This window comes from Paracoccus sp. SCSIO 75233, from assembly GCF_027912675.1.
GTDB lineage: Bacteria > Pseudomonadota > Alphaproteobacteria > Rhodobacterales > Rhodobacteraceae > Paracoccus.
Genome location: NZ_CP115758.1, coordinates 155,051 through 172,371, shown reverse-complemented (window position 1 = coordinate 172,371; position 17,321 = coordinate 155,051). Strand labels below are relative to the sequence as shown.

Annotated in this window: 15 protein-coding genes; 6 read left to right on the top strand and 9 right to left on the bottom strand. The window is 62.6% G+C overall.

Annotation, left to right across the window (positions count from 1 at the left end; genetic code table 11):
* Positions 1-18: 18 nt before the first annotated feature.
* The 3 genes from PAF12_RS16690 to PAF12_RS16680 are packed head-to-tail and all read right to left on the bottom strand — an operon-like array spanning position 19 to position 3,652.
* Entirely contained in the window at positions 19-1,167 is a 1,149-nt protein-coding gene (locus PAF12_RS16690) for an acyl-CoA dehydrogenase family protein (protein ID WP_027264344.1), read from the bottom strand.
* On the bottom strand, positions 1,164-2,222 hold the full coding sequence (locus PAF12_RS16685; RefSeq protein ID WP_027264345.1) for an acyl-CoA dehydrogenase family protein: 1,059 nt from the start codon (positions 2,220-2,222) through the stop codon (positions 1,164-1,166). Before PAF12_RS16685 ends, PAF12_RS16690 begins: the two co-directional genes overlap by 4 nt.
* Positions 2,222-3,652, bottom strand: coding sequence for an MmgE/PrpD family protein (locus PAF12_RS16680; protein ID WP_027264346.1), 1,431 nt, complete (start codon positions 3,650-3,652; stop codon positions 2,222-2,224). Before PAF12_RS16680 ends, PAF12_RS16685 begins: the two co-directional genes overlap by 1 nt.
* 509 nt (positions 3,653-4,161) lie before the next feature.
* Between PAF12_RS16680 and PAF12_RS16675 the strand changes: the two genes are divergently transcribed.
* From PAF12_RS16675 to PAF12_RS16655, 5 genes are all read left to right on the top strand, one after another.
* Positions 4,162-5,589, top strand: a complete 1,428-nt coding sequence (locus PAF12_RS16675; protein WP_027264347.1) for a hypothetical protein — start codon at positions 4,162-4,164, stop codon at positions 5,587-5,589.
* Positions 5,590-5,735: 146 nt separating this feature from the next.
* On the top strand, positions 5,736-6,674 hold the full coding sequence (locus tag PAF12_RS16670) for a CoA transferase subunit A (RefSeq protein WP_027264348.1): 939 nt from the start codon (positions 5,736-5,738) through the stop codon (positions 6,672-6,674).
* Positions 6,675-6,709: 35 nt separating this feature from the next.
* A complete protein-coding gene (locus tag PAF12_RS16665; protein ID WP_271109726.1) occupies positions 6,710-7,438 on the top strand; it encodes a CoA-transferase in 729 nt (242 codons plus the stop codon).
* Between the two features lie 45 nt (positions 7,439-7,483).
* Positions 7,484-8,455, top strand: coding sequence for a TAXI family TRAP transporter solute-binding subunit (locus tag PAF12_RS16660; RefSeq protein ID WP_027264350.1), 972 nt, complete (start codon positions 7,484-7,486; stop codon positions 8,453-8,455).
* Positions 8,456-8,544: 89 nt separating this feature from the next.
* Entirely contained in the window at positions 8,545-10,488 is a 1,944-nt protein-coding gene (locus tag PAF12_RS16655) for a TRAP transporter fused permease subunit (protein WP_223228103.1), read from the top strand.
* Between the two features lie 83 nt (positions 10,489-10,571).
* Here the strand turns inward: PAF12_RS16655 and PAF12_RS16650 are convergent, their stop codons facing one another.
* Genes PAF12_RS16650 through PAF12_RS16625 form a run of 6 tightly spaced genes read right to left on the bottom strand, consistent with a single transcriptional unit; the run spans position 10,572 to position 15,920 of the window.
* A complete protein-coding gene (locus PAF12_RS16650) occupies positions 10,572-10,976 on the bottom strand; it encodes a Zn-ribbon domain-containing OB-fold protein (RefSeq protein ID WP_027264352.1) in 405 nt (134 codons plus the stop codon).
* Between the two features lie 4 nt (positions 10,977-10,980).
* On the bottom strand, positions 10,981-12,153 hold the full coding sequence (locus PAF12_RS16645; RefSeq protein WP_027264353.1) for an acetyl-CoA acetyltransferase: 1,173 nt from the start codon (positions 12,151-12,153) through the stop codon (positions 10,981-10,983).
* 47 nt (positions 12,154-12,200) lie between these two features.
* Positions 12,201-13,343: an acyl-CoA dehydrogenase family protein gene (locus PAF12_RS16640; RefSeq protein ID WP_027264354.1), complete on the bottom strand. Its 1,143-nt coding sequence runs from the start codon at positions 13,341-13,343 to the stop codon at positions 12,201-12,203.
* Positions 13,340-13,777, bottom strand: a complete 438-nt coding sequence (locus PAF12_RS16635; protein WP_051372686.1) for a MaoC/PaaZ C-terminal domain-containing protein — start codon at positions 13,775-13,777, stop codon at positions 13,340-13,342. The genes PAF12_RS16640 and PAF12_RS16635 overlap by 4 nt, the downstream gene beginning before the upstream one ends.
* 59 nt (positions 13,778-13,836) lie before the next feature.
* The gene (locus PAF12_RS16630; protein WP_027264356.1) at positions 13,837-14,508 is read right to left on the bottom strand and encodes an acetate--CoA ligase family protein; all 672 of its coding nucleotides are present in this window, start codon (positions 14,506-14,508) and stop codon (positions 13,837-13,839) included.
* Entirely contained in the window at positions 14,505-15,920 is a 1,416-nt protein-coding gene (locus PAF12_RS16625) for an acetate--CoA ligase family protein (protein ID WP_223228102.1), read from the bottom strand. Before PAF12_RS16625 ends, PAF12_RS16630 begins: the two co-directional genes overlap by 4 nt.
* 162 nt (positions 15,921-16,082) lie before the next feature.
* On the opposite strand from PAF12_RS16625, the gene PAF12_RS16620 reads away from it, so the two are divergent.
* The gene (locus PAF12_RS16620; RefSeq protein WP_027264358.1) at positions 16,083-17,291 is read left to right on the top strand and encodes a CaiB/BaiF CoA-transferase family protein; all 1,209 of its coding nucleotides are present in this window, start codon (positions 16,083-16,085) and stop codon (positions 17,289-17,291) included.
* Positions 17,292-17,321: the final 30 nt, after the last annotated feature.

The following is a 17,321-nucleotide window of genomic DNA, read 5'->3' as shown; positions in this document are numbered from 1 at the left end:
GTCATTCCGCAGGCGGGATCATCTCAGTCCGAGTCCCCGCGCAATGATACCGCGAAGAATTTCGCGTGTGCCGCCGCGCAACGAAAACGACGGAACGGCGAGTTCGGTATACGCCAGAACAGCCGCATAGCTATCGCTCCCGCCAGGCACCGCCGGGCGCGACACAAGACTTCGGGCCAGGCGCGGAATGTCCTGTTCGAAAAGCGCTCCCAGATCCTTGACAATGGCAGCCTGAAGTGACGGGTTCTCTCCTTCGTTCAACATTCCGGCCACCGATCGTGACATCTGCCGCAGCACCATCAGATGCGCGGACAAACGGCCAATCTCGGCCTGCTGCGCTTCGGTTGCGTCGTCGCGCAGCAATCGGATCAGTTCCTCGATCAGGGCAAACGACGACAGGAACCGCTCGGGGCCGCTGCGCTCGAACGCCAGTTCGCTCATGACCTGCGACCAGCCCTCGCCCTTTTCGCCCAGCAGCGCATCGGAGGGCAAAAAGGTATCGTCGAATACCACCTGGTTGAAATGATGCTCACCGCCCAAGTCGATGATCGGGGTGATCTGAATGTTGTCGGTGGCCTTGAGATCGACCAGAAATTGGCTCATCCCGCCGTGGCGGTCGTCGCTCTTGCCGGTGCGGCAGAACAGGATCATGTAATCGGCGACATGCGCATAGGTCGTCCAGACCTTCGTGCCGTTGATCCGGAACCCCCCGTCGACCTCGGTGGCCATCGTGCGCGTCGCCGCCAGGTCCGAGCCGGAATCCGGCTCGCTCATCCCGATGCAGAAACACAGTTCGCCCGCGGCGATGCGCGGCACGATCCGGCGTTTCTGATCGTCGGTGCCCTTGGCAAGTATGAGCGGACCGCTCTGCCGATCTGCGATCCAGTGCGAAATCACCGGGGCACCGGCGGCCAGTAGCTCTTCGGACACGACATACCGCTCAAGCGCGCTGCGCGCGTGGCCGCCGTATTCCTTTGGGAAGGTCATGCCGACCCAGCCGCGCTGCGCCAGCTTTCGTGAAAAATCACGGCTGAACCCATTCCACGACTGCGCGCGTTTTATGGGCGGGAAATCGGCCAGTTCGTCGGCCAGGAACGCGCGGACCTCTTGCCGGAGGTCGTCATAGTCGGCGCCGGGCGGGGGGGGAGAAAAAGCGGTGAGGGTCATGCCTGGGTCCCTTTTGCAGCGCTGTCTGTGATGAAATGCCAGAAGGTGTCGTGGGGGCTCGACAGGGCGGCCCGCCCAAGTTCCCTGGTCCAGTCAAGCTCGGTGCCGAACTCGTCACGCCAGCCCCAAATCCGTTTGGTGAAATGGTGAAGCGCGTGTTCCTGGGTATAACCGATGGCCCCGTGAATCTGGTGGGCCAGGGCCCCGACCTTCTCGGCCGCTTCTCCGGCGCGGGCCTTGGCGGCGGCAACGGCCAGCGCAAAGGCCGGTGTGTCATAGCTGCCGGCCGCCATCTCGGCGGCCGTGCGCGAGGCTGCGGTTTCTCCGGCCATTGTCGCAAGATTGTGCTGGATCGCCTGGAACCTGCCGATTGGCCGTCCGAACTGCACCCGGTCGTTGGCGTATTGAACGCTCATCTTCAGGATGGTCTCCATCGCCCCGGTGGTGGCAAGACTGCGGATAAGTGCACCAAGCCCGCGCATCCCTCCCACGGGTCGTGGCAAGGGGGTGACATCGGTCTCTGTCAGGGTATAATCGAGTTCGATGTCGTCGCGTGGCATCCCGGCAAAATCCTGCGCCGGGTCAACGATCAGATCCTTCACCGGCAGGGACAGGACGTGATCGACACCGTCCAGGACGCCAATGGTCACGATCCGGTTCGCCCAGCGGGCAAAGGGCACCAGTGTCAGATGCCCGCTCGCATGGATCTTCTTGCCGCGCCGTTCCAACCGCAGCGCTTCGCCTTCGGCGATGGTCAGCCTGCCACCGGGAAGGGCCATATTCGCGGCCGCCAGAACGGCGTTTGCGATCAGGGTTTCAGCCAGAGGCAAGGGCAGGCCATGCGCCCCGACAATACGCACAAGACCGAGCGCCTCGGCCGGTGGCACGCCGAAACCGCCTGCGTCCTCTGGCACCAGCGCCATGGTTAACCCTGCCTCCTCGATCTGCGTCCAGAGCGCCTCGGGGCATTGTCCCGAGGCGGCGTCTTCGCGCATGCGGTGGGTGACATGGTCGCGGAACAGTCGCTCTGCCATGTCATGAATCATCGATTCCATCAGACGGTCCTTTCAGACGGTGTTTGATCGGCGCTGGACATTTCCTTCACGGGCTTGTCCTGCCGCGCATGGTTTTTTTGCCCGTCGGGGGCCGACGCCTCTCGCAGTGGCGGCAGATGCAGCCGCGTGCGCAGATCCCGGCGGAACGCACTGGCAGAGGGCGCCGCGCCCCCGTCCCTGCGATATTTTCCGAGGCAATCGGCGATTTTGTCGCCGATCGCGGCAGGGGTTGCCGGATCCGAGGGAGAGCCGGGGTGCGCCGCGACCGAGGTTTCGGCCAGGGTTACGTTCCCTTTGCGCAGGCGGACATGGACCGTCCCATGGTCCACGCCAGCGTGATCCCGCCCCGCTTCCGGCATGGTTTGGATATGCACCATGTCCATAAGCCGGCGCACCGCGGGGCGATGGGGGCTGTCCCCTTCGAAATCCACCAGCCCGACCTGGCCCTGCTGCAGGGCCACGGCGAGCGTATAGGCGGCACAGAACTTGGCCTGCATTCCATCTTTGGGGTCGGTGACATGCAACGGGACCATGACGCTTTCGGGCACTGTCATTTCAATCACCGATCCTTCGGGCACCGCCTCGCCGCCGCGTTCGGCGTGAAGGTGCCGCCCGGCGGCGATCATCCTGTGGGTGAGGTAGCAGCAGGGATACAGCTTGCGGGACACCGTGCCCAGATCGATCCGCGGTTCCACCGCTGCGGGGTCGGCCGCAATCCCGTCCGGGCCGGCATAAAGGTCGAAGAAGCCGCGCGCCGCGAAGATGTCCGGGGCGCCCGTGATGCCGGCCTCGGCCATCCGGGTGGCCCGCAATCCGACAAGGGCGGCGTTTCCGGCCTGGATCGGTTTCGCCATGGCGCCGAAATTGATCTGCATTCCCCCGGCCAGCGACGCGGCCAGGGACAGGGCGTTGCGGACTGCGTCGTCGTCGAGCCCAAGCTGATGCGCGACCGCTGCCGCCGATGCCAGAACCCCGATGGTCGACGTTGCGTGCCAGCCCTTGTTGTAGTGGCCAAAACCCAGGATCTGACCGAGCGCGACATTGACGGCTGTTCCGACCGCAAGCGCGGGGGCAATGCGGCCGGCCGTGTCCGGCCGGACATCCACGGTGGCCAGCAGCGCCGACACGATTACAACACTGGGATGGGTGACGCTGACCGTATGGACATCGTCGAAATCGAGCGCATGACCGGCAACCGCGTTCAGGAACGCGGCCTGTTCGGGACTGCCACCTTCAGCAGCTCCTGCCGGGACTGCCGGTCCGCCCGCGTCAAGCGCCGCCAGCCGGCGAACCACCGGTTCATGCCACCCGCCATAGATGGCGGCTATGGTATCCTCAACGCAAAGCGCGGCCTGCTCGGCGTCTGCAACGCTCAGCCGGTGCGGCGCGGCGACGAACCGCGACAAACGGATGGTGAAATCGCTGATCATCCACTTCTTTCTCTGACACTGCATATTGCCTCATCAAGGCGGGCGCTATCAACTCTCGGCCCCACTCTTTCGCACATATGTGTTGGAGCGGGATGCTTGCGTTGTGATCCTTGCTGCCGTTGGATATTCTGGGTGCTCATCCTTCCTCTGTTTCCGTGCAGGATCGGGCGTTGGACGTGACCGTAGAACTTCGGAAAGAAGAACAGACGTGGTTGAGGGTATCGGCGTGAAAAGTCGGGCAGACAAGCACGCATGTGCGGAGAGACATTTCGAGGCATCGTTGTGTCATTGACCGCCAGACGATGTATCCTCGGAGGCCCGGAACCAAGGCGGTCAGTGCCACCACAAATCCGGGCTAGTCCGCCCTGCGCCGACAAGATGAGCACCTTGTGTGTCCTTGCCTGTGAATGGGAAATTGTCGGCATCGCATTTCCGCCGTCGTGCCATGAAAGACCGCATCTGCCGTTGCGTCACAGACACAACGAGCGCCTTCGGAAAAGGGGGGGCAGATGTCGCCTGTCGAGCGCCTGAAACGTTCCGGCAAGCGCAACAGGTTTACGGCCATTTGTCTGCTGATTTGTCTTGGCGCTGCCATCATTCAGGGTGTCTTGCCCTCCGCCGTCGCGTCCATCGCTGCCGCGCCGTTTTTCTGCATCTATCTTGCCATTTCGTCCCGCTACATCGCCCGTGTCGGATGGGTGCTGCTTTTCTTCTCGCTCGCGATCGCCCTTCTGGCGCTGGCCAATGGAATCGACCCCGGCATCTTCGTCCAGGCGGCGGGGCGCGTCGTGTTCCTGTCCGCTCTGCTGACGGCTGTCGCCTTCCTGCGCATCGCGGCCACCCAAGACCCGATTGTCGAGGTTGCCGGTGAATTCCTGACACTGCAGCCGCCGACCCGTCGCTACGCCTCTCTGGGTGCGGGCGGGCATCTGTTCGGGGTGCTTCTAAATCTCGGCGGGCTTGGGGTGATGCTGGAGATCATAATGAAAGGGCTGGCGGCGCATCGGCACGAGATGGACGAATTCGTGTTCCAGGCTCGCAAGCGCAGGATGGTGAGCGCCTGTATGCGGGGGTTTTCCTCGATCGCGTTCTGGACGCCGTTCGGAATCGCTCTCAATCTGATGATTCTCACAATACCGGGGCTCGAATGGACGACCCTGGCGCCTTACGGGATTGCTCTGGCCGGGATTCTGTTTCTTCTGGGATGGCTGTTCGACACGGTGGAATGGTGGCGCCCGCCCTCGGCGCGCGGCCGGGCACCGGCCCTGAGCGGTGACTTGCCGGACTGGAGCCCCTGGGCCGTCCTGATCGTGTCCGGGCATGTGCTTTTTTTGGGCGCCGCCGTGGTCACGCTGGACCGGTTGACCCAGTACAGTTTCCAGACCGTCCTGATCACCATCGTGCCGATCTATGCGCTGCTCTGGTCGGTTATGCGCAGCGGCAGTGGCAGCCTTGCCGGTATATCGCGCCGGTTTGTGACCCAGGCACCGGGTTTCGCGACCGAAATGAGCGTCATCGCGTCGGCGGGGTTCATCGGCCTCGTCGCGCTGGAGGTCGTTCCGGTCGAATGGATTGCCGACCATCTTGGCTGGATCGCAACGCGGCCTGTGCTGACCGTCGTGCTGTTGATCATGACGGTGTTTCTGACGGGGCTGCTGGGCGTGCATCCGATGATCTCGGTGGTCCTGCTGGCAGAGGTGGTCAACCGCGTCGGCGTGGAAGGTTTGTCGCCGCTTGCTCTGGGCCTTGCACTGGCTGGTGGCTGGAGCAGCATCATCTGCATGGGACCGGCCATCACGGCGGTGGTCTACGCCTCCTCCATCGTGGGCGAGCGGCCGCTGACCATCGGCTTGCGGTGGAACGGGATCTTCGGTGTTGCGAGCATCCTCCTCATCACGCTCATCGTTGGCGGCGGTGTCGCGGCAGGGTGGTTCTGACCGGTCTCAATTGCCTGTCAGGAACCGGGCGCAAGCATTTCCACATATGTGTTCGATCAGGCTTTGCGCTAGTCGGAAGGTGATGGACCCCATAGCGTCAACTAGGATGGGTCAGCGCAATCACTATCGGAGTGGCACGCCCAACGATGGAAGGCCAAGCGAAACCCACACGTCGCAGCAAGGTCACAGGCCTGCAAGACGCAGCCCGGCTGGCACGAGGCGCTTTGGAAGAACGCCCCGAGCTTTGTCTCGGTGGTCTGTTCAAGCAAAGCCGCCCTGTCGCACTGGTGCGCGCGTTGCTGGCCGCGGGCGCAGATGGTCTGCATGTGTATTCCTCGCCGGGCGCGGGGTATGATGTCGACCTGATGATTGCGGCAGGCGCGGTCGCACAGGTCTTTATTCCCGGCGTTACGCTGGAAAACCGGCTTTGCCCCAATTTCCGCCGCGCGGTCGAGGCAGGGCAGGTGACCGCGCACGCGCTGGATGCGCTGACCGTGGTGGGCGGGCTGATGGCGTCGGCTCATGGCGTGCCGTTCCAGCCAATCGACGCGCTGCGCGGATCGGACGTTCTGAAGCACAACCCGCTTTTGCACGAAATCGACTGCCCGTTCTCCGGCCGCCGTATTCACGCCGTCGGGCCGATCCGCCCCAGAGTGACGTTCTTGCACGCGCAGGAAGCCGACCGTTGGGGAAACCTGCGCCATCTCAGCACGATGGTCTACGCCGATCAGCTGATGGCACGCGCGTCTGACATGGTCATTGCCAGCGTGGACCGGATCGTGCCGGACGAGGTCGTTCTGGACGATCCCTCGCGGGTTACCGTGCCGTCTTATTATGTCGATGCCGTGGTCGAGGTGCCCTATGGCGCGCACCCAACCGCGAGCTTTCCCAACTATGCGATGGACGAGGACCATATCGACGCCTACGCCGATCTGGGGGATGCCGCCCGGACCGGCGACAGCACGGGGCTGGACACCTATATCGCCCGCCATGTGACCGGACCGAAAAACCAGAGCGACTACATCGAAGCGGTCGGGGGAGCCGGGTATTTCGCCGTGCTCGAAGCCGAGGCACGGAACGAATGAGTGCAGCGGTTTCCCCAATTGAACAGATGGTCGTCGTGTTGGCCCGCGATCTGGCCGACGGAGAACTGGGTGCGGCGGGTGCAGCCGCGTTGGTGCCGATGGCGGCCATTGCGCTAGCCCGCGAGCTGCATGCACCGAACCTGACGGTCGGCGGCGAGATGTTCTTCAACCCCGAGCCGGGGCGTTTGTATCCGTCGATGCTGGACGATCGTGCGCTCGGCCGCTGCGAGGCCGCCGAGACCTTTATCGAGTTGTTCGGCCACAGCCATCACGGGCTGGATTTTTTCTTTCACAGTGGCTTGCAGCACGATGTGTACGGCAACATCAACCTGCACCACGTCGGCGGCACGCTGCACGCACCAAAGATGCGCGGGCCGGGGGCAGCAAACCTGTCATACTGCCACACCTCGTCGCGGTATTACATTTGCCCCACCGTGCATACGGCGCGAAACTTTGTGGAAACGGTCGATTTCATCACAATACCCGGACATCTGTCCGGGCCTGCCGCGAAACGCGACGCCGGGCTGGTCAATGAAGGACCGCGCCTGGTGGTGACACCGCGAGCGGTTATGGATTTCGACAAGACGACGCTGCGAATGCGACTGAAATCGGTGCATGCGGGAAATACGCCCGAAGAGGTCCAGCGTCATACGGGGTTCGATCTGGCGATCAGAGGCGAGGTGCCGCAAACGCGGCCACCAACGGAGGAAGAATTGCGCGTTCTGAGAGAGCGGATCGATACATCGGGGGCCCTGCGTGCTTAAGCGACCGGGCTGACGTTACTTTAAAGGCAAAAACGGGAGGATAAAATGATCCAACGCAAGTTGACCGGATACCGGGCGGCGGTGGGTGCTATCGCGGCCATGGGCGCGATAGCCCTTGGCGGCGCGGCATCTGCCAAGGATCTCACGATGGGCACGACCAGCCCGACGTCGAGCCATTTCACCATTTCGGTTGCGATGAGCAAGGCGATCGAGACCGGCATGGAAGGCACCAATGTCAGCGTGATCGAAACCGGGGCCAGCGTGGACAATGTGCTGCGGCTGGCGCGCGACGAGATCGACCTTGGGCTTGCCACCACCGACATTCTGATCTCCGCCAGAAACGGGACCGGCAAGTTCGAAGGTAACGCAATCCCAGATACGGTTGCGCTTTATCCTTACAGCGCCTCGATCCTGCTGATCGCGGTCACCGAAGAGTCTGGTGTGACGACGCTGGACGAACTGGACGGAAAGAAGTTCAATCCCGGCATCCGCGGATCGGCGGCCGAGACGTTGACGACCGGTGTCCTGTCCATGTTCGATATCAACGCGGACCTGGTGCATGGCGCCGTTGGCGACGCGGTGGAAGGCATCAAGAACCGCCAGATCATCGGTTATAGCAAATACGGGGCCGCAAACTCTGTCGATGCAACCCTGCAAGAGTTGATGACAAGCACCAAGATGCGGTTGATCGGCTTCACCGAAGAGCAGGAGAAAGCGGCGACAGAAGCCATGGAGGGCGTCGGTTTCACGACTCTTCCCGCAGGGCTTATTCCGGGATCCGAGGAAATGCGGGTACCCAAGCTCAACGTCTTCTTCCTGACCCGCACCGGCGTCATGGATGACCAGAGCGCCTATGACATCGCTCGCAGCATCCACCAGAACATGGACCTGCTGGTCGAAGCCTGGCCGCAGCTTGCGGATTACGACATCGCCGCCGATGCCGTCGCCACAATCGAGACCGGTATACCCTATCATCCAGGTGCGGAACGTTACTGGAGAGAGGCGGCCGGAAGCTGACCGGAATCGCGGGCCGTCACGACGGCGGCCATAGGCTGATCCAGACGGGGTGCTGCGGGCACCCCGCCGTTACCGCTCTCGGAGAGAACATGACGCAGACATCGACCGCAATACCCAATTGGGAACGGCGCGGAGGGCAGGCGCTTGGAGTATTGTTGGCGGCATTCGTCGCTCTGCATTTCTACAATGCCTTATTCGGGCAGTTCGAACCGCTGGTTCAGCGGCCGATCTTTATCGGTTTCGGTATCGGCGGCGCGTTCTTTCTTTATGCGGCACGCGCCTCGCGGACCGGTGCGCGAAGCGGGATTGAACGGGCTGTGGACATCATGCTGGGACTACTGGCGTTCGCGGTTTGCCTCTACGTGATCCTGAACCGGGATCGCTTTTCGGATATCATGGTGCGCTATGGGCCGATCGACAAGGCGGCAGGTCTGATAGCTGTTCTGCTGACCCTCGAGGCCGCGCGCCGGGTGATCGGATGGTTCCTGCCGCTGCTGGCCCTTTGCACCGTGATCTATTTCTATTTCGGCTATGACCTGATCGACGGCGCCTGGCGCCCGCCGCGCGTTTCGGCACGTACCGCTGTCGAGACATTTTACAGCTCGACCACCGGCCTGTTCGGCTACCTTGCGGATATCGGGGCACGGGTCATCGTGATCTATGTGCTTCTGGGGGCGCTCCTGCTGTCGACCGGGGCAACGGATGCTTTCATGAAAATGGCAACGTGGATCGCCGGTCGAACGTATGGCGGCCCGGCAAAGGTCTGTGCCCTGTCTTCGGCGATGTTCGGGACGGTGACCGGTTCGGCAGTGGCCAACGTCATGGCGACCGGCTCGATCACCATTCCCACGATGAAGCGGCTGCGCTATCCACCGGCCTTTGCCGGGGCGGTCGAGGCCGTTGCCTCCTCCGCCGGCCAGCTTACGCCGCCGGTGATGGGGGCAGCGGCCTTCATCATGGCTGAGTTCCTGAACATTCCCTATACCGACATTGTCGTTGCGGCGATCGGTCCGGCATTTCTCTACTACCTGGCGGTATGGCTCGGGGTGGATCTCTATGCGCGTCGCACAGGGTTGCAACCGACACCGAGGAGCGAAATGCCCGAACCGGCGGAATTCCTCGCACCGGACAAGTCAATTCCCTTGTTTCTTCCCATCGCGGCGATGGTCTACTTCCTGTTCAACGGCTACACGCCGAGCTTTGCAGGTGCCGGTGCTGTTATCATACTGGTTTTGGCCTGTGTGGTGGTGCGCCCGTTCGCGCGTGACGGAAGAGAGCAGGGCGTGCTGGCCTCTTGGGCCAAGCTGGCGCGCGACCTCTATGAGGGGATGATCGAAGCAGGGCGGGCGTTGGTGATGATCGCCGCGCTGCTAGCCTGCGCCGCCATCGTCGTCAAGGTTCTGACGGCGACGGGTGCCGGGGTCAAAGTCTCGAACCTGTTGTTCTCTGTGTCCGGTCAGGGGTTGATCGTGGCCCTGTTGCTGGCGGCGGTGCTGGCGATCTTGCTGGGTATGGACGTGCCGACGACGGCCTCCTATGTGCTGGCGGCGGCAATCGCCGCGCCCAGTCTCGTGCGGCTTGGCCTACCCGAACTGACGGCTCATCTTTTTGTCTTCTACTATGCGATCCTGTCGGCCATCACGCCACCGGTCTGCGCCAGTGTCTATGCCGCCGCCGCCCTGGCAGGGGCCAATTTCTGGCGGGTGGCGGGTCGCGCGCTGATGTTGGCCGGAGCGATCTATGTGGTGCCGTTTCTCTTTGTGTTCCGGCCGGGCATACTGGCCCAGGGCGGCACGGTGCAAATCCTACTGGATATGGGCGTGGCCTGCGCCGCGGTTTTTGCCGTCAGCGTCGGCACAAGCGGCTGGTTTCGTGGAAAGGTGCCGGTCATCGGCCGGTTGCTGTTCCTGTCGGCTGCCGGCTTGCTGTTTTACGCCGCGCCTGCGGCCGACATCGTTGGTGGGCTGGCGCTGGCCGGGCTCTTGGCGTGGCGGTTTTTGCGCGGAGCACCGCAGCCCGGCCGCGCCGGGTGACCTCCGAAAAGCGAAGAGCCACCGCAGACAACCTCTGCGACGGCTCTTCCACATTCGGCCCCGAAGTGGCGGTGCCTCTGGCCTCAGGTCATTTTGAAGTAGGGAAAAGTCACTTCGTCGGTTGCCTTGACGAACGTCACTTCCACCTTGGCCCCGATATGAACCTTCTCGGGGTCGCCGGTCTGGATCCGGCTCATCATCCGGGGGCCTTCCTCCAGCTCGATCAATGCCACGACATATGGCACGTCATCCGCGAAAGTCGGCCCTGCCGGACGGCGCGCGATGGTGAAGGTATGCACCTTGCCGCGTCCGCTCACGGTGTTGAAGCGCAGATTGTCGGAATGGCAATACGGGCAAATAGAGCGGGGATAGAAATGATGTTTGCCGCAATCGCCGCAAAGCGGGATGTCGAGGCGGCCCTCGCGCGTGGCCTCCCAATAGGGGGCACTGTCATGGTCGATCACCGGAAGCGGTTTTTCAATGCTCATCGTCTTAGCCCTTCTGCAAAATCACGGTCGCACCTGAGGAAAGCGTACCCCCGGTACCATGCACCAGAGCGGTCTCGGCGCCCTTGACCTGGCGCTCGCCGCCTTCGCCGCGAAGCTGCCGGACGGCCTCGATCAGCAGGAACATTCCGAACATGCCCGGATGCAGCGCCGAGAGGCCGCCGCCGCTGGTGTTCATTGGGAACGCCCCGCCTGGTGCCGTGCGCTGGCCCGACACGAAATCCCCGCCTTCGCCGATCTTGCAGAAGCCGAGAGCCTCGAGCGAGAGCAGCACGGTGATGGTAAAGCTGTCATAGATCTCGACCAGGTCGATATCCGAATGGCTCACCCCGGCCATTTTTATTGCGCGTTCCCCGGCCTTTTGCGCGGGAAGCAGGCGGGCGAGGTCCGGCATTTCGCCGATGGCCCAGTGGGTATGCGCCTCGCCATAGCCCTTGACCGCGACGGGACGGGTGTTGAGGTCCTTGGCCCGCTCGGCGGTGGTCATGACGAGGGCGCCGGCCCCGTCGGTGACGAGACAGCAATCGAGCAGATGCAGCGGCTCCGAGATCATCGTGCTGGACAGCACGTCGTCAATGGACAGCGGATCGCGACGCGTCGCCTCGGGGTTCAACTGTGCCCATTTCCGCGTCGCGACGGCGATTTCGGCCAGATTCTCGGACGTGGTGCCAAATTCATGCATATGGCGCTGTGCGGCCATCGCATAGCCGCCCACAGGCGTGGGCATTCCGTAAGGCGTTTCATGCTGCATGGACAGGACTGAAGGCCGACCCCCTAGATTGCGGCTGCGCAGGGATTTCTGGTCCGAGCTGTAGACAATCAGCGCAACCTCGCAATAGCCTTCGCGAAGAGCCATGGCGGCATGTGCGATATGGGCCTCGAATGCCGAACCGCCAATATTCGTGCCATCGACGAATGTCGGCATGATGCCCAGATATTCGCCCAGCGTCACCGTGGCCAGTTGGCCGGGGCCGGGGACCCCCCACATGCCGGCCGTCAGAAGACCGTCGACATCGCTCAACTTCAGTCCTGCTTCTTCGACGGCGGCTTTTGCCACAAATGCGGCATGACCAAGGACCGAAGCCTTGGTGACGAACTTGCCGTCCTTCAGCGGCGCGTCGGCGATGCCGACGACCACCGGTTCTCGTCCGTTCTTCATATGCTCTTTCTCCTTCTTGTCGGGCTGTCCCGGTGCGCCCCGAACTGTTAGCCCGGGCGCATGGTCTTGGCGATGAGCGTACGCTGAATCTGCGAGGTTCCGCCGCCGATGGTGCTTTGCATCCCTTCGCGGAAATACCGCTCCATATCTGCTTCGGGCAGCATCGAGTGGCCACCCAGGATCTGCATTCCGTTGCGCGTCACCGTCTGCAGCGTCTCGGAGGCATAGAGCTTTGCCATCGAGACCTCTCGCGTGCAGGGCGTCTTGGCTGCGGCCAGGCTGGCGGCGCGATAAACCAACAGCCGGGCGGCATCGACCTGGGTCTGCATGTCGGCCAGCATGTGGCGGATCACCTGAAAGTCGAAGATCGGCTTGTCGAACTGAATCCGTTCGTGGGCGTAGCGCAGAGCATCGTCTACGGCTGTCTGGGCATTGCCCACATAGGCGGCGGCCACGGCCACGCGTTCCAGTTCCAGATGGTCGGTGATGATCTTCCAGCCATCGTTTTCCGTGCCCAGCAGCGCATCGGCCGGCAGTTTCACGTCGTCCACGAAAATCTCGGTGGTGCCGGTTGCGCGGCGCGCCATGGTCGGCAGCTTGCGGATGTCCAGACCTTCGGTGTCATTGGGGATCAGGAAAACCGACAGCCCCTTGTGTTTGGGCGCGTCGGGGTCGGTCCGGGTCAGCATTGCAAGGATTGCGTTATCGGCCGCAGCGCCCGAGCACCACAGTTTCTGCCCGTTGACGACCCAGCCGTTGCCGTCGCGCCGCGCGCGGGTCTTTGTCGATGCCGCATCCGACCCCGCGCCCGGTTCGGAAATCGAGATCGAAAAGCGGATGTCGCCATTGAGGAAGGGCTGGATGTACCGCTCTTTTTGCTCGGGCGTGCCGAATTTCTCGACATTCATCGCGGTGAACGTCGCCACCATCAACCCGGTCGAGAAGTCAAAGCCGTATTTGGCCAACCCTTCGCACATCAGGGCATAATCCATGATGTCACCGCCAAGACCGCCGCTCTCTTCTGAAAACAGGATGCCGAGCCAGCCCTGCTTGGCCACTTTTTCATAGGCTTCGTAGGGGTATTTGCGCTCGCGGTCGCAATTGCGGATATAATCGCGGCCGATCTCTTCGTCGACGAAACGCTCGACGGTGGCGCGCCACATCTCTTGCTCGGGTGTCAGAAAGTTCATGCGCTCTGTCCTTGTGTCTTGTCGTGCGCCGCACGGATTTTGGCCGGTTCTCCGGGGCGATCCAGACGCGACTTGCGGATCAGCAGGCTGAACTCGCAGCGCAGGACCGTTTCGTCCCGCTGGTTGATGCCTTCCAGTTTGCTGGTCACGACGCCGTGCCTTTCGTCATGGTCCTTCAGGTCGATGATTTCGGTGCGGGCCCAAAGGGTGTCGTTGATAAAAGTGGGCCGCAAAAAGCGTAGCTTGTCACAGCCATAGAAAGCGGCCAGCACGGAACTGTCGAAGGGGATCATCGCATTGACGATCGAGAACACGAGGCTGCCCTGCACGAGGCGCTGGCCATACAGAGACGATTTGGCGTGCTCGACGTTGGAGTGAAGTTCCAGCCAGTTCCCGGTCAACATGCAGAAATTGACGACATCGGTTTCGGTCATCGTCCGACCGCTCGAAATGCCGGTCTGGCCAAGTGACAACTCTCCAAAAGGGTGACGTATCACGTTGATTTCTCCTGTCCGTCCGCCTTTGATGACAAAACGATCAAGGCATCGGCGGCGACCAATCCCTTCCCGTCGGCCCGAACCATCACAGGGTTGATTTCAATTTCCGAGATCAGATCGGCGTTCTCGGCAAAGAAAACAGATATGCGTGAAATCAGGTCTGCCAGGGCATCTTTGTCGGCCGGTTCTGCGCCGCGTAGTCCAGTCAGCAACCGCGCCCCCGGACCCGATCGCAGCATGGCCGCGGCAGTTTGCGGGGTGGCGGGCGCAAGCCTGATTTCGGCGGCATCAATCAGTTCTACAAGGATGCCGCCAGGACCGGCCAGAACGATCGGACCAAAGGTGTCGTCGCGTTTGCAGCCGATAATCCATTCGGCCACGGACCCTTCTTCCATTTCCTCGATCAGCGCCGTGCCGCCCGCAAAACGTTCCGCCATTTCCGCGGCGGCCTGTTTCGCCTCGTCGGGGGAAAGACCCAAACGGACGAGCCCGTGATCGGACTTATGCGGATAGTCATCGTGACACAGCTTGGCGACACAGCGCCCGTGGTCGGGGTCACGTCGGGGCACCGGGATTCCAATCCGTTGCAGCAGATCCTTCGCATCGGCCTCGTGGATAACCGTGCGCCCGGCACGCTGCCAGTTTTCCAGCGTTTCTCTTTGGGTCATGCCACTTCTCCTGTCGCGACCGCGAGTGCGGCGAGGCCCGATGCCGCCCGAGCGGGCGAATCATAGACAGGAACGGCTCGTTCGCGCAGCGCCTCGCCCGAGGCATTGCTGCGTGCCGAACCGGTCCAGACGATCAGAATCGGCTTGTCTGTGCTGTCGAACGCCTCGGCCAAGGCCTCGATGAACTGCTGATCTGGCACAAATGTGATAATTGCGATGGCAATATCCACGCCCGGATCGGCGGCAACGGCCTCCAGACAGCGTCCGACATATGTGGGATTCGCCAAAACCACACCGGTCAGATCGACCGGGTTTGTCACCGACCCATAAAAGGGCACATAGCGCGACAGCGCCGTCTGCGTCGTTTCATCCAGCACCGGAACCTCGAAGCCGGCGCTTTCGGCCAAGTCGGTCATTTCGACGCCAAGCCCGCCGGTGACAGAAATGATCCCGACCCTGTTTCCGGCAGGTCGTCGACCCGCGGCGAGCGCCGTCACGGCATCGACGGCGGCGACGGATTCACGGGCGCGGATGACACCGGTTTCGCGAAAGACCGCGCTGATCACCCGGTCGTCCCCGGCCATGGCGCCGGTATGCGACTGGACCGCGCGTGACCCGGCGCGGCTGCGCCCACCCTTGACCGCGACAATATGCTTCCCCGCCTGTGTCAGCCGCTGGGCCGCTTCGGAAAAACGGCGTCCGTCGCGCAGTTCCTCGACGTAGCAAAGAACCACCCGCGTCTGGGGGTCGTTGCCCAGATAATCCAGCAGGTCCGCTGCGGTCAGGTCGGTTTCGTTGCCGCTGGAAACGATGGCGTTGATGCCCACGCCGCGTTCGCCCAGGCGCAACGCCATAAGGCCCGCAAGCGCGCCGGACTGGGAAATCATGGCCACGGGACCAGGCCGAAGATCGTTGAACATCGGGCTGAAGGTCAGTTGCAGGTCCGCCGCGGGGCGCACCACGCCTTCGCAGTTCGGTCCGACCAGTCTGAAGGGCGCGTCTTGCATGATCCGGCGCAAGCGCTCTTCGTTGTCATGCCCTTCTTCCCCGGCTTCGGAAAAGCCCGAGGTGACCCCGACCACGACCTTTACATCGAGCCTGGTGCAGGTCTCCAGAGCGTCCAGCGCGACCCCGACCGGCGTTGCCAGCACAACCACGTCGATCGGGCTGTCAATCTCGTCCAGACTGCGCACAGCCGGAAGGCCTTCGATCTCGCCGCCCGAAGGGTTCACGGGGATAATCGTGCCGCTGTAACCGTTGCTCTTCAGCAGGGCCATGACGGCCTGCCCCAACTTGCCCTTGGTGCGGGACGCGCCGACCACCGCAATGGTGCGAGGGTCGAACAACCCGTCCAGTGCGTCGGCTACCGTGGGCCGGCATGCCGTCATTCGATTCGTGTTTGGCTCTGCCATTCTTTCCTCCGTCAAGTGAAAAAACATCGGCTCGTTTCGGCGATCTAACGGTTGTTCGATTGTTCTCGCAATGGATTCTAGTTCCGAGCAGAATGAGGCTTTCAGAGCCGCAAACTAGGGCTTGACGTCGGAAAATTCGCAGAACGAGGCAGACACGTGAAAATGGAAAATGGGCCACTGAGCGATGTCAGGGTGATTGAACTGGGGCATGTGATCGCAGCACCGATGTGCGGCGCATTGCTGTCCGATTTTGGCGCCGACGTGGTCAAGATCGAGCGTCCGGGGCAGGGTGACATGCTGCGGGTACTGAGCGCGCGGGCCAGTGATGGCGTTGGCGCCTGGTGGAAGACCCTGGCACGAAACAAGCGTCTGATGGCGCTGGATTGGAAGAGTGAAGACGGCCGCGCCATTCTGCGCCGGCTGGTCGAAAACGCCCATGTGCTTATCGAGAACTTTCGACCCGGTGTTCTGGAACGGGCAGGGTTGGCCCCAGAGGTCCTGCATGAGTGGAACCCCGATCTGGTGATCGTGCGGATCTCGGGCTATGGCCAGACGGGGCCGCGCGCCTCGTGGCCGGGTTTCGGTCGGGCCGGCGAGGCCATGAGCGGACTGGCGCACATCACCGGCTTTGCCGACAACGCGCCGATGCACCCCGGCTTTCCCGCTGCGGATTCGACCACAGGCCTGATGGCGGCCTACGGCGCGATGATGGCGCTGCATGCGGTGCAGAACGGCCGCGCCCGGGGGCAAGTGGTGGACCTGGCTATTTTCGAGCCGCTGTTGCGCCTGATCGACTATCACGTTCCGACGCGAACCGGCGCGGGGCTGCCGGTTGACCGAAACGGGCTCCAGGCGCCCAATTCCTACGCCCCGGCGGGGGTGTTTCGCGCCCGCGACGGGAAATGGGTCACAATCAGCGCAGGCAGTGCCGCGACCGGGCGGCGGCTTCTGGAAGCCGCGGGCGGAAAGGAATGGGCGGAACAGCCGCAATTCCAAAGCCTCGATGGCTTCGCGGAGCACATGGACGAGATTGTGGACCGTCTCGGCGCATTTGTGGCACAGCATGACGCGCAGAAGGCGATTGACATCTTCCAGGCCCACGATGCCGTGGCTGCGATGGTCTATGACGTCGATGACATCCTGGCCGATCCGCAGATCGCCGCGCGAAGGGACATTGTTGGGGTGGAGGGCGACGACACCAAGGTCGTCGGACCCGTGCCAAAGCTGGACAAGACGCCGGGACGGCTGCGCTGGCTTGGGCGCCGCGAACTGGGTGCTGACACCCGGGCGATTTTACAAGAGCTCGCGTACGACACCGGGCAAATCGACACCCTAATCGAACAAGGCACTGTGGCCGAACCGGGCCGCTGAGCCGGGTCTGCAAGACGTGAGGAGAAAATC